Source organism: Methylobacterium iners, from assembly GCF_022179305.1.
Lineage (GTDB): Bacteria > Pseudomonadota > Alphaproteobacteria > Rhizobiales > Beijerinckiaceae > Methylobacterium > Methylobacterium iners.
In genome coordinates, this window is record NZ_BPQP01000030.1 from 1 (window position 1) to 12,496 (window position 12,496).

The 12,496-nt window shown below is 67.4% G+C and carries 11 protein-coding genes; 9 read left to right on the forward strand and 2 right to left on the reverse strand.

Features of this window, described 5'->3' with window-relative positions:
* Positions 1-54: 54 nt before the first annotated feature.
* Positions 55-1,044 (reverse strand): sterol desaturase family protein, encoded by a 990-nt coding sequence (locus tag MFF55_RS10295; RefSeq protein ID WP_238243999.1) that lies wholly within the window; start codon positions 1,042-1,044, stop codon positions 55-57.
* Between the two features lie 558 nt (positions 1,045-1,602).
* On the opposite strand from MFF55_RS10295, the gene MFF55_RS10300 reads away from it, so the two are divergent.
* From MFF55_RS10300 to MFF55_RS10340, 9 genes are all read left to right on the forward strand, one after another.
* Positions 1,603-1,845: a hypothetical protein gene (locus MFF55_RS10300; protein ID WP_238244000.1), complete on the forward strand. Its 243-nt coding sequence runs from the start codon at positions 1,603-1,605 to the stop codon at positions 1,843-1,845.
* 160 nt (positions 1,846-2,005) lie between these two features.
* Entirely contained in the window at positions 2,006-2,932 is a 927-nt protein-coding gene (locus MFF55_RS10305; RefSeq protein WP_238244001.1) for an aldo/keto reductase, read from the forward strand.
* Positions 2,922-3,644: an NADPH-dependent F420 reductase gene (locus tag MFF55_RS10310; protein ID WP_238244002.1), complete on the forward strand. Its 723-nt coding sequence runs from the start codon at positions 2,922-2,924 to the stop codon at positions 3,642-3,644. The genes MFF55_RS10305 and MFF55_RS10310 overlap by 11 nt, the downstream gene beginning before the upstream one ends.
* A 62-nt stretch (positions 3,645-3,706) precedes the next feature.
* Positions 3,707-5,047, forward strand: coding sequence for an NTP/NDP exchange transporter (locus MFF55_RS10315; protein ID WP_238244088.1), 1,341 nt, complete (start codon positions 3,707-3,709; stop codon positions 5,045-5,047).
* Between the two features lie 206 nt (positions 5,048-5,253).
* Entirely contained in the window at positions 5,254-5,442 is a 189-nt protein-coding gene (locus MFF55_RS10320; RefSeq protein WP_238244003.1) for a NepR family anti-sigma factor, read from the forward strand.
* Positions 5,443-5,543: 101 nt separating this feature from the next.
* Positions 5,544-6,341: a DeoR/GlpR family DNA-binding transcription regulator gene (locus MFF55_RS10325; RefSeq protein WP_238244004.1), complete on the forward strand. Its 798-nt coding sequence runs from the start codon at positions 5,544-5,546 to the stop codon at positions 6,339-6,341.
* A 110-nt stretch (positions 6,342-6,451) separates the two neighbouring features.
* Positions 6,452-7,960, forward strand: a complete 1,509-nt coding sequence (gene glpD / locus MFF55_RS10330; RefSeq protein WP_283206724.1) for a glycerol-3-phosphate dehydrogenase — start codon at positions 6,452-6,454, stop codon at positions 7,958-7,960.
* A gap of 74 nt (positions 7,961-8,034) precedes the next feature.
* Positions 8,035-9,540, forward strand: a complete 1,506-nt coding sequence (gene glpK, locus MFF55_RS10335) for a glycerol kinase GlpK (RefSeq protein WP_238244005.1) — start codon at positions 8,035-8,037, stop codon at positions 9,538-9,540.
* Positions 9,541-9,777: 237 nt separating this feature from the next.
* The gene (locus tag MFF55_RS10340; protein WP_238244006.1) at positions 9,778-10,509 is read left to right on the forward strand and encodes an MIP/aquaporin family protein; all 732 of its coding nucleotides are present in this window, start codon (positions 9,778-9,780) and stop codon (positions 10,507-10,509) included.
* A gap of 236 nt (positions 10,510-10,745) precedes the next feature.
* Here MFF55_RS10340 and MFF55_RS10345 read toward each other — a convergent pair whose 3' ends face one another.
* Positions 10,746-12,296, reverse strand: coding sequence for a TolC family protein (locus MFF55_RS10345; RefSeq protein ID WP_238244007.1), 1,551 nt, complete (start codon positions 12,294-12,296; stop codon positions 10,746-10,748).
* Between the last annotated feature and the right edge of the window lie 200 nt (positions 12,297-12,496).

The window sequence follows — 12,496 nt, forward strand, 5'->3', positions numbered from 1 at the left end:
GCACGATCTCGAATCGTTCCGTTGGCGTTTCCGCCGGGGCCGTCGCCATCATGCTCACGGCTCCGACACCGGGTGCGAGGCCGGTCTCGACGGCCGGCGAAAGAGCTTGGCGATCTGTCGGCCCATCTTCTTCAACGGCAGGAGATAGAGGCCGGACAGGGACTGGTAGTCGCGGACGTCGCGGTCCACGAGGCCGAAATTGAAGCTCTCATTCGGCTCCGGCACGCGGAGCGTCCCGAACAAACGGTCCCAGAACGAGAACAGCAGCCCAAAGTTCTTGTCGTAATGCTTGGGATGCGTGCTGTGGTGCAGCTGATGCCAGTGAGGGCAGAGGATGATGTTGTTCAGCGGCCCAAACGAGATCTTGAGATGCGTGTGCCGGACGAAATCCATCATCAGGATGTTCCGCATGACGTAAACATTGACCCCGAAGATCGTCAGCTCCACGAGATTGAGCTGAATAACCGCCCAGATCCCGAAGCAGATTCCGGGGATCACACCGTCCCACATGCGGTTCATCAATTCGTCGAGCGGATGCACGCGATCCTTCGTGATCCCGACCATGACCTCCGCGGAATGGTGCACCTTGTGCAGCTCCCAGAGGATTGGAAAGCGGTGCTGGGCGGTGTGGTAAAGATAGTAGGAGAGGTCGTAGGCCAGCAGCATCGTCAGGGTGAACAGCACGACCGTCCAGGGCCCGGCGGGCCCGGCGACCAGCGGTTCGCTCAAGCCGAAGACACTGGTGATCGCCAGCTTGGTGGCGTAGCCGACGGCGACGACGAAGGTGACGCCTGCCGGTATCAGCAAGAACGGCATCAGCGCCTTCTTGGTGACCCAGAACAACAGGTCGGCCTTGGCCGAAGGGTGCAGGATCACTTCCCTCGGTACAGCAAACTCGAAGAACTCCTTGAAGGATCGATTTTCGGTCGTTCGCCAATAGGCGAAAACCGCACACGCCAGAGCCGACAGAAGCAGGAGACCTGTCGCTATAAGGCTCGAAGACGACAACTTTTCCAAAATCAACTCAACAATAGGCGTCGTCACCACCCGTCTCCAAGTCTTCTACACCCCCGATACGATCTGTTAGCCTGCCGTTTACGTCTTGTGCACGACGATTTCGGAAGAGCCGAGTATTGACCGGTCTCGCGTAGCGCAGGCCTGCGTGCCCTGTCAAACATGGCCTGTCACTGCTGCACAAATCCTTTAGCGTCGGTAAATATTATCGACCTACGTCAGAGACCCTCCATCTATCTTGGACAGGGCTCCATCGTAACCAGTCGACCCGATCCATCCGACATCAATTTCATGCGAGCCGCTGAGACCGCTGTCGATCAACCTGAAACATAGGTTAGCCTGCGGCGTTGCTCGGCGACGACTTCACAGGGTCGTGAACACCAGACCCGGCTATGTGGCAGGACGACGCGAGCACGCGCTGCTCATCGGTTTTCACTGGAAGCCGCGGTTCAGCCTGACATTGCAGATGCAGTTCGGGCCTGCCGGGCCACCCTCGACGTCGCACCCCCTCACGGAACACGGCCTGCGCGAAGGCTCTTGCCCGAGACGGAAGCCGATCGGCGGTCACGGCTTGGGGCGGAGGAAGCGATGAACAAGGGCTTTGGCGTGCGTGTCACAGTGAGACGGCCGGGTGAACAGGAAGCCGACGTCGCCCCCGTGCTCGTGGTTGCGCGGGACGAGCAGGATGCCGAGCTGGTGGCGGCGCAAGCCGCCGGTGCCGGTGCGCAGGCGGAGGCGTTTCGCGAACTGATCGAGGCCGAAATCGAGGAGCACGGCCTCGACCTCAGGCAGCATGGAACCGTCAGGTCCCTGCCCATGCTGAACCTGTGAGGCCTGCGCCATCGTCCAGGATGCGACCCTGGACAAACTGCCTTGCCCGACCCTTTGGCGCTGAACCCTTGGGCGCGGGACCCTTGGGCGCGGGTGTCGGTGCGGCTCGCTCGACCCTAGATGGTCGATCCAACCGCTGTCGCAAGGAACCGTGCCCCCGATGCATCCATCCCGACGCACCTTCGTGGCCGGTGCCGGCCTGCTCCCCCTCGCGACGCATCTTGCGCAGGCGGCTGCGCCTGCCGAAGCGGAACCGGCCGGCCTGCTGCGTCGCGCCATTCCCTCGTCGGGTGAGAGGATTCCGGTCATCGGCATCGGAACCTCCCGCCGCTACGAGGTCGAGCCGACGCCCGAGAAGGTCGCGCCATTGCGCGAGGCCGTGCAGCGCTTCGTGGCGCTCGGCGGATCGGTGATCGACACGGCGCCGAGCTACGGGACGGCCGAGGACGTGCTCGGCCTCATCCTCCCGCAGGACGGCCTGCGCGAGAAGGTCTTTCTCTGCAGCAAGGTCGGGACGCCCGGGCGCGAGGCCGGGGCGGCGGAGATCGCGCGCTCCTTCAAGCGGATGAACACGGCGATGATCGACCTCGTCGCGGTCCACAACCTCGTTGACCCCGCTTCCAACCTCGCCACGCTGCGGGACCTCAAGGCCGAGAAGAAGATCCGCTATCTCGGCGTCACGGTCTGGCGGGACAGTCAGTTCGCCGATCTCGAGCCCCTGATGCGCCGCGAGACCCTCGACTTCGTCCAGGTGAACTACGCCCTGGACGACCGTCGTGCCGCCGAGCGCATCCTGCCGCTCGCGGCCGACCGCGGCATGGCCGTCATGGTCAACGTGCCCTTCGGGCGCGACCGGCTGCTCAGGGCCGTGCAGGGCCGCGAACTGCCGGGCTGGACCGCCGATTTCGGCTGCGCGAGCTGGCCCCAGTTCTTCCTGAAATACGTCCTCTCGCACCCGGCCGTGACCTGCCCGATCCCCGGGATGGCCAAGGCGTCCTACGTCGAGGACAACCTTGGCGCGGCGCGCGGCCGGATGCCCGACGCCGCCCAGCGTGCCCGGATGGAGGCCCTCGTCGATGCGCTCTGATCCTCTCTCCCGGCGTGCCGCCCTCGCCCTCGGCGCAGCCCTCGCCCTCGCTTCCGCCCTCCCCGCCTCGGCCCAGACCGCCCCGATGCGCATCGGCATCATTGGGGCGGGCAATATTGGCGGCACGATCGGTGGTCTCTGGGTAAAGGCGGGGTACGAGGTGATGCTCTCCTCGCGCCATCCGGAGGAGCTGAAGGGCCTCGTGGAAGGGCTGGGCTCCAAGGCGCGCGCCGGCACGCCGGCCGAGGCCATCGCGTTCGGCGAGGTCGTGCTCGTCGCCGTGCCCTACAAGGCCTACCCGCAGCTGGCGCAGGATTATGCCGGCGCCTGGAAGGGCAAGGTGGTGATCGATGCCGGCAACGCGACGCAGGCCCGCGACGGCGAGGTCTATGCGGAGGTGCAGGCGGGCGGCATCGCCGCGGTCTCGGCCAAGTACCTGAGCGGCGCCCGCGTCGTGCGGGCCTTCAACGCGGCGAACTACAAGGTCTTCGCCAGGAACGCCCATCGCGAGGGCGCCCGCATGGCGATCCCGATCGCCGGCGACGACGCGCAGGCGCTGGCGGTCGCCGGACGGCTCGTGAGCGATGCGGGCTTCGATCCCGTCGTCGTCGGACCGCTCGCCAGGGCCGACAGCTTCGCGATGGGCTCGCCGGGATTCGGCCTGGATCTGACGGCACCCGAACTCAGCGCCCGTCTCGGTGTGACGCGTTGAGTCGCGGGGCGAGCGAGACCGGTCCGGGCTCTGCCAGTCCCCCGCGAGGTCCGACGTCCTGGCTGCAGCGCCTCATCGACGTGCGGGCCGAGGAAGTGCCGGCGCTCGCATGGTCCTGGGCCTACATCTTCTCGATCCTGGCCGCCTACTACGTGCTGCGCCCGATCCGCGACCAGATGGGCGTCGCCGGCGGCATCGAGAACCTGCCCTGGCTCTTCACGGGCACGCTGGTCGGCATGCTGGTCCTGAGCGTCCCCTTCGCCTGGCTCGTGAAGACGCTGCCGCGCGCTCGCTTCGTGCCTTTGACCTACCGCTTCTTCGCCGCCAACATCCTGCTCTTCGCGTTGGCGCTCTACCTCGCTGAGCCGGGCGCGGAGCTGTGGATCGGCCGCGCCTTCTTCGTCTGGCTCTCGATCTTCAACCTGTTCGTGGTCTCGGTCTTCTGGGCCACCATCGTCGACGTGTTCTCGAGCGAGCAGGGCAAGCGGCTGTTCGGCTTCATCGCCGCCGGCGCGACGCTCGGCGCGATTTCCGGCTCGGCCGTCACCGCGATCCTCGCTCGCGACGTGCCGACGTGGGTCCTGCTCGTCGGCGCGGCCCTGCTGCTCGAAGTGGCGGTGTTCAGCATGCGCGGCCTCGCCCGCCTCTCCGACCGTCTCCATGAGACCCCGGCGGCGGCCAGGGCCGCGGCGGAGGAGACGATCGGCGGCAGCGCCCTCGCGGGCATCACCCGCACCTTCCGGTCGCCCTACCTCCTCAACATCAGCCTGTTCCTGCTTCTGTTCTCGGTGACCTCGACGTTCCTGTATTTCGAGCAGGCGGCCATCGCCAAGAAGAGCTTCCCCGATCGCGGCGCGCAGACCGCCTTCTTCGCCGGCGTCGACCTGTTGACGAACCTGCTGACGCTGGGCGTCCAGTTCTTTCTGACGGGCCGCATCGTGCGACGCATCGGGGTTGGCCCGACGCTCGCCCTCTTGCCCGCTGCCAGCATCCTCGGCTTCGCGGCGCTCGCGGCGTCGCCGACCATCACCGCCATCGTCGTCTTTCAGGTCCTGCGCCGGGCGGGCAACTTCGCCATCGCCAAGCCGATCCGCGAGGTGCTGTTCACGGTCGTTCCCCGCGAGGATCGATACAAGGCCAAGAACTTCATCGACACGGTGGTCTACCGGACCGGCGACCAGCTCGGCGCCTGGACCTTCACCGGCATCGCGGCCTTGGGGCTCGGCTCCACGGCGGTCGCCGTGATGGCCGTGCCCCTGTCGATCGCCTGGCTCCTGAACAGCCTCTGGCTCGGTCGCCGACAAGACCTCATGAGAACGGCCACCGACGAACGGGGCTCTGACGAGGAGCCGCCTTCGACGCGCGGCCTCGCCTCACGGGATACTGGAACCATCGGTCGATGACTTGGTGGATGGATCAATCCGAACATCGGGAAGCATAGCTTTGGATCATGACACGGACCCTGCCTTGTGCTTGGCTGCCTCGACCCTGCCGAACATGCGCGTGACAAATACCTTGCCCATTGCCTCGCGCCCCACGCCCGTCCGCTCCGCTCGGCCGCCGAACCTCAGAGGCGATCGGGCCGTGCGATCAGAATTCCGGTGCGCCCATGCAACGTGAGACGTGCGGTGAGGCCCTCAACCCGTCCGCGGGCGAGAGCGCGCCCGGCCTCGACGATGCCACCCGGCAGCGGCTGGGGCGGCACCTGCAGGCGATGTACGAGCCAGTGATCGACGAGGTGCTCGACCCGCGCCTGGCCGAGTTGCTGCAGCAGCTCGACGCGGCGAGGCAGGCGTAGGCCGGTGCCGGGACCGACGCGTCCCTCGCCTGGCGACGGCGCTCGAACCGCTGGGCACACCGACATCGCCGGCTATGGTCCCCGCCAGAGGGAGCGTTCGCGTGAGCCGCATCATCACCAGGCCGGAGCTTCAGACCGTGGAGGCGCGGCGCAGCGCCATCGTCGCCGTCGTGCGCCAGCGGGGCTACGCGACCGCCGAAGCCCTGGCCGCGACCTTCGGCGTCACCGTACAGACCATCCGGCGTGACCTCAACAAACTCAGCGCCGAAGGCCGGCTCGAGCGCTATCGCGGCGGCGGCGGGTTGCCGTCAAGCGTCGAGAACATCGAGTACGCCGACCGGCAGGTGACCCATGCCGGCGAGAAGGCGGCGATCGGCCGGCTCGCGGCCGCGGCGATCCCCTCCCATTGCTCGGTCTTCGTCAATATCGGCACGACGACCGAGGCGGTGGCCCGCGAGCTCGTGCGGCACGACGATCTCAGCGTCATCACCAACAACCTCAACGTCGCCCTCACCCTGTCCCAGCAAACCAGCTTCCGCGTGGTCGTGGCGGGCGGGAGCGTGCGAAACCGCGACGGCGCCGTGCTCGGGCAGCTGACCTGCGACACGCTCGGCCAGTTCCGCGTCGATTACGCCGTCATCGGCATCAGCGGGATCGACGCTGAGGGCACGCTCCTCGACTTCGACTACGAGGAAGTCCGCGCGACCCAGACCGTGCTGGCGCATGCAGCCCACGTCTTCTTGGTCGCCGATCACTCGAAGTTCGGCCGGCGCCCCATGGTCCGGCTCGGGCACCTGTCGCAGGTCCATACCCTGTTCACCGACCGCGCTCCTCCTGAGCGCCTGGCCGCCCTCATGCGGGAGAGCGGCGTCGCCTGCGCCATCGCGCCGGCCGATTGAGTCCGGTTGCAGCGCGAAAACGAAAGTTGCATGTTTTCGGTTGCGAAAACACGTGAGACGCGCAATATCCTGCTCCTCCGGCGCCGACGGCCGGGCGAAGGAGAGGCAGGGTGCAGGCGACGGCCTACGACATGCTCGTCATCGGCGGCGGGATCAACGGGACCGGCATCGCCCGCGATGCGGCCGGCCGCGGCCTCAAAGTCCTGCTCTGCGAGAAGGGAGACCTCGCCGAATTCACCTCGTCCTCCTCAACGAAGCTGATCCACGGCGGCCTGCGTTACCTCGAATATTACGAGTTCCGGCTGGTGCGCGAGGCCCTGGCCGAGCGTGAGCGATTGCTGCGCCAAGCGCCCCATATCATCTGGCCCTTGAGCTTCGTCCTGCCGCACGACGAGGGCCTGCGACCTGCCTGGATGCTCCGGCTCGGGCTATTCCTCTACGATCACCTCGCGCGCCTGCGCACCCTGCCGGGCTCGCGCTCCGTTCGCTTACGAAACTCTGCGCTCGGCAAGCCCCTGCAGGACCGGCTCACCAGGGGCTTCACCTATTCCGATTGCTGGGTCGAGGACAGCCGGCTCGTCGTCCTCAACGCCATGGATGCCCGCGAGCGCGGCGCCGACATCCGCACCCGCACTGCCGTCGATTTCGCCCGGCGCGAGGGCGACGCCTGGGTTGCCGCGATCCGCGATGTCGAGACCGGCCGGACGGAGACCGTCAACGCGCAGATGGTCGTCAACGCCGCCGGCCCTTGGGTCAGCCAGACCTTGGGCGGGACGCTCGGCATCAACAGCCGTGCGGCGGTGCGCCTGATCAAGGGCAGCCACATCGTGGTCAAAAAACTCTATGAGGGCGACCAGGCCTATATCCTGCAGCAGCCCGACAAGCGCATCGTCTTCGCGATCCCCTACGAGCGCGACTTCACGCTGATCGGCACCACCGACGTGCCCTACGAGAACGAGCCGGGCCCGGTGGCGATTTCGGAGGAGGAGACCCGCTACCTCTGCGACTGCATCAACCGGTCCTTCGCGAGGCGCATTGGGCCCGAGGACGTGGTCTGGAGCTTCTCCGGCGTCCGGCCGCTCTTCGACGACGCGGCCGAGAACGCCTCGGCCGTCACCCGCGACTACGTCCTCGACGTGTCCGACCGCGACGGCGCGCTGCCGGTGCTCTCGGTCTTCGGCGGCAAGATCACGACCTATCGACGGCTCGCCGAGCACGCCATCGAGAAGCTCGCGCCCTACCGCCCTGACCTCGGCCCGGCCTGGACCGCGAAGGCGACCCTGCCCGGCGGCGACATGAGGGACGCGGATTTCGAGCGGTTCGTCGCCGAGCTCCAGACCGCTAAGCCGTTCCTGCCGCCCGCCATGACCCGGCGCCTCGCCCGCGCCTATGGCACCCGTGTCGATGGGATCGTTGGCCAAGCGAGGAGTCTGACCGATCTCGGCGAGCGCTTCGGCGACGACCTGACGGCGGCGGAGGTCGCCTACCTGATCGCTCGGGAATGGGTGCGCGGGGCGGACGACATCCTCTGGCGCCGCTCCAAGCTCGGGCTGCGCATCCCGCCCGAGGGCCAGGCGCGGCTCGCCGCCTATTTCGAGCGCCGCTCCGCCGCGGCCTGAACCATCACCGAAGAAGGGCTGCACCGGCGCAAAGACCTGGTAGCCGAGGAAACGCCAGGAGAGGAGAGGCCGCCATGACCCGTTACGTCGGTGCCATCGACCAGGGCACCACCAGTTCGCGGTTCATCGTGTTCGACCGCCACGGCGACATCGTCGCCCTGGCCCAGCGCGAGCACGAGCAGATCTATCCCCGCCCCGGCCATGTCGAGCACGACCCGCTGGAGATCTGGCGCAACACGGGCCTCGTCATGCGCGAGGCCCTGGACCTGGCCGGACTTCAGCCCTCGGACCTCGTGTCGATCGGCATCACCAACCAGCGTGAGACCACGCTGATCTGGGACCGCCGCACGGGCCAGCCGCTGCACAATGCGCTGGTCTGGCAGGACACCCGCGTCGACGGGCTCGTGGCGCAGTTCGCCCGCGAGGGTGGCAAGGACCGTTTCCGCGCCGTCACCGGGCTGCCGCTGGCCAGCTATTTTTCGGGCCTCAAGCTCGCCTGGCTCCTCGACGTCGTACCGGGTGCCCGCGCCAAGGCCGAGGCCGGCGACGTGCTGTTCGGCAACATCGACACCTGGCTCGTCTGGAACCTGAGCGGCGGGTCTGATGGCGGGCTCCACGTCACCGACGTGACCAATGCCAGCCGCACCCAGCTCATGGCGCTGAAGTCGCTGCAATGGGACGATGGGATACTCTCGGCCTTCGGCATCCCGCGCGCGATGCTGCCCAGGATCGTCTCGTCGAGCGAAGTCTACGGCGAATGCCGCGCGCCCTTCGCCGGCGTACCCATTGCCGGCATCCTCGGCGACCAGCAGGCGGCTCTGTTCGGCCAGACCTGCTTCCGGCCGGGCGAGGCCAAGAACACCTACGGCACCGGCTGCTTCGTCCTCATGAACACCGGCGCCGAGCCCGTGGATTCCAACTGCGGCCTCGTCACGACGGTAGGCTACAAGCTCGACGGACAGCCGCCGGTCTACGCGCTTGAAGGCTCGATCGCCGTCACCGGCGCCCTCGTGCAGTGGCTGCGCGACAATCTCGGGATCATCCGCACCAGCGACGAGATCGAGCCGCTGGCCCGGACCGTGTCCGACAACGGCGATGTCTACTTCGTTCCCGCCTTCTCCGGCCTTTACGCGCCGCATTGGCAGGAGAGCGCCCGCGGCATCATCGCGGGCCTGACCCGCTACGCCAACAAGGGCCACATCGCCCGCGCGGCGCTGGAGGCCACCGCCTACCAGACCCGCGAGGTCCTGGAGGCCATGGCCAAGGATTCCGGTATCGCCATCAAGGAGCTACGCACCGATGGCGGCATGGTGCGCAACGACCTCCTCATGCAGTTCCAGGCCGACATTCTCGACGTGCCGGTGGTGCGCCCGAAGGTGACCGAGACCACGGCTTTGGGCGCGGCCTACGCGGCCGGCCTCGCCACCGGCTACTGGAACAGCCCCGACGACCTCATCGCCAACTGGGGGGTCGACCACCGCTGGCATCCGGGCATGGGGGCCGAGCAGCGCAGGACGCTGTACGCGGCCTGGGCCAAGGCGGTGGAGCGCTCGTTCGACTGGACCACGCCGCGAGATTGAGAGGCGACACTGGCGCGGTTCTCCGGCGTTCCGCCTCCTTTCCCGGGACGGATGGAGCGGCAGCGGAACCCGATCGAGGGGGCCGGCACGGGAAGCCGCGAAGCGTCCGAATCCTTGTGCCGTCCACAGTGAGCCGCTGGCCCGGCACTTCTTGCGCTAGCTCCCGGATCACCTTCCGCTGACGCGCCAGGCGTCAGGGAATGGGTGAGGGCCGCAAATTTCTCGGAGACCTGAACGATGCCCTCCCCCTTCCTCGGCGAACTTCTGGGCACCACGGTGCTGATCATCCTCGGCGACGGCGTCGTGGCCGGCGCCCTCCTCGCCCGCTCCAAGGGCGAGAATGCCGGCTGGATCGCCATCACCGCAGGCTGGGCCTTCGCGGTGATCGCCGGCATCTTCACGGCGACCGCCACTGGTAGCGCCGACGCCCACCTCAACCCGGCCGTGACGCTCGCCGCGGCGATCGGCACGGGGGATTGGCACAAGGTCTGGATCTACATCCCGGCGCAGATGCTCGGCGCCTTCCTTGGCGCGGCCATCGTCTGGCTGCACTACCTGCCGCACTGGGCTGCGACCGAGAGTCAGGCCCTCAAGCTCGCCTGCTTCTGCACCGGACCGGCGATCCGCGACGCCCGCGGCAACTGGATCTCGGAGATCATCGCCACCTTCGTCCTCATCTTCGTCATCAACGCCATCATCTCGAAGGCGGTGGGAACCCCGAACGCGATCCCCGCTGGCGTCGCACCCTACCTCATCGGCATGCTGGTCTGGGGCGTGGGCCTCTCGCTCGGCGGCACCACCGGCTACGCCATCAACCCGGCCCGCGACCTCGGCCCCCGCCTCGCCCACGCGGTACTGCCCATCGCCGGCAAGGGCGCGTCCGATTGGGGCTACGCGATCATCCCCGTCGTCGGCCCCTTGGTCGGGGCTGCGCTGGCTGCTCTGGCCGTGCGGATGGTCGGAATGTGATGGGGCGAGCTGCAACTGTCCCCGTTGCCCCGACGACCGCCAACGGGGCGAACGAACCGCAACTCTCGGCCTCGCTCGCGCAGATCCCGACCGTAGGGCCGCCCTATGCATGGCTCCGCTCGGTCGGCGATACAGCATGTTGGTTCCGTGCCGGCAGCTGGGCCGCAGGCTTGCGAGTCGCGCTGAGCGTCCGGTCCGCTATTCGCCTGTGAAGGTAGCGGCCTACTCCTCAGGTTCTATTTTGCGGCAGCAACTGCACTCGCGGCCCGCGCAGGTACGACGGAACCCTCCCCAATCCATGTTCTGCGTAGTGCCTGGGCGAGATCGACAACGCTCATTCTGCGAATCGCCACCGTCTCGAACGTGTCCAGGCCGAGCGAGGCGTAGACGTTGGCGCGGGCGTTCTGAAGGGCTGCGTGGGCGAGATCGTACTTCACCTCGGCGATGAGCGCGTTCATCTCCTCGCGGATCAGGGTGTGCTCGCTGATCTTCTCCGTAACCGCAGCCGCGCGCATCTGCTGGAGCAGGCTGCGCTGAACCCGGTTGAAGTCGGCCGCCGTCTTCAGTTCCTTGACGGTGTGGGCATGGCGGACCCGGCTGACATGGACCTGCGTGATGACGGCCATCGTCAGGGCGAGTGCCCGCTGGCGCAGCAGCGCGTCCTGAGCACCGATCAGGTTTGATCGCTCGGGGTACTGGAAGAGCCGCATGGCGTTCCAGCTTGCTCGCGCGCCCCAGCCGACCCAGTTCGAGTTGTAGAGCAGGCTGTTCGAATCGGCGTTGCCGCCGACGAGGAGGTTGATGCCGGGCAGGAGTTCGAGGAGGGCCGCCTCGGCCTCCTGCTCGTTGATCCGGCTCCGATAGAGAACCTCCCGGATCTCCGACCGATTCTGCAGCGCGACGCGCACGAGCTCGCGGCCGCTCAGCCCCAAGGGAACGCCGACGTTGCTGTCGTGACCGGCACTGAGCCGGAACGTGCTGTCGGGCGGCAGGTTCATGAGGGCGGCGAGCTGGCTGCGGGCGATCTTCAGCTCGCCCTCGACCCGCTGCGACTCGCGCTTGATCTCGATGAGTTCGCGCTCGTAGGTGAGAGCCGAGATCGGCGAGGTCTGGCGGTCGGCGTAGAGCTTGCGCGCGTCGCCGATCGCACGCTCGGTGCGGCCCTCGAGCGCGCGCAGCCGAGAGATCAGGCGCTCGCTGGTGATCGCCCGCCAATAGGCCGTGCGGACGTCCTCGATGATGCGGCTGACGACCCGGCGGCGGACCTCCTCGGCGATCAGGGCCTGATCGGCCGCCTGCTTCGCCCGGACGTAGGACAGACCGAAATCGAGGATGTTCCAGCTCAGCGTCAGGTCGCCGACGCCGACGTTCCGGTCGGAGCTGTAGGACGGCTCCAGCGACTGCCGGCCGCTCAGGATCGAGACACTGGAACTCGCGGCATACCGGTCGCGGCCGGCATAGCCGCTATTGGCCACGAGACTCGGCAGCATCTGGTAATTGGCGAGCTGCAGCTCGTTGACGCGCACCGCGATCTGCATGAGCTCGACGCGGTGATCGAGATTGTACTTCAGCGCGCGAGCGAAGGCCTCGTAGAGGCTGATCGGGCGCGTTGGCGCCGCCTGCTCGGCCATCGCGTTCGTCGCCAAGTCGTCCGCCTGAAGGCCGAGCGTTTCGGTCGTGAGCGGCTCCGGCTTGACCTGACAGCCCCCGAGGCCGCTCAGCACGGCCGCGAGGAGACCGAAGCGGCAGAACCTCGCGCGGGCCGACTTTCCGAAAAATTGAGTCACCGCCCTGCCCTCGACGCTTCGCTGCCCGATCCTGCGTCGGCGCGGCCCTATCCGCGGCGGCGTGCGCAGCGGGTACAAGTCTTGGGGTAGATAAACACGGTTAATGAATTCAAAATTGAGCGACACCCGCTGAGCCTACCCGGGTGCAAATGCCGGGCGCACTCGAACAAGAATGCGTGATCGCGTCGGTTCAGCGGAGG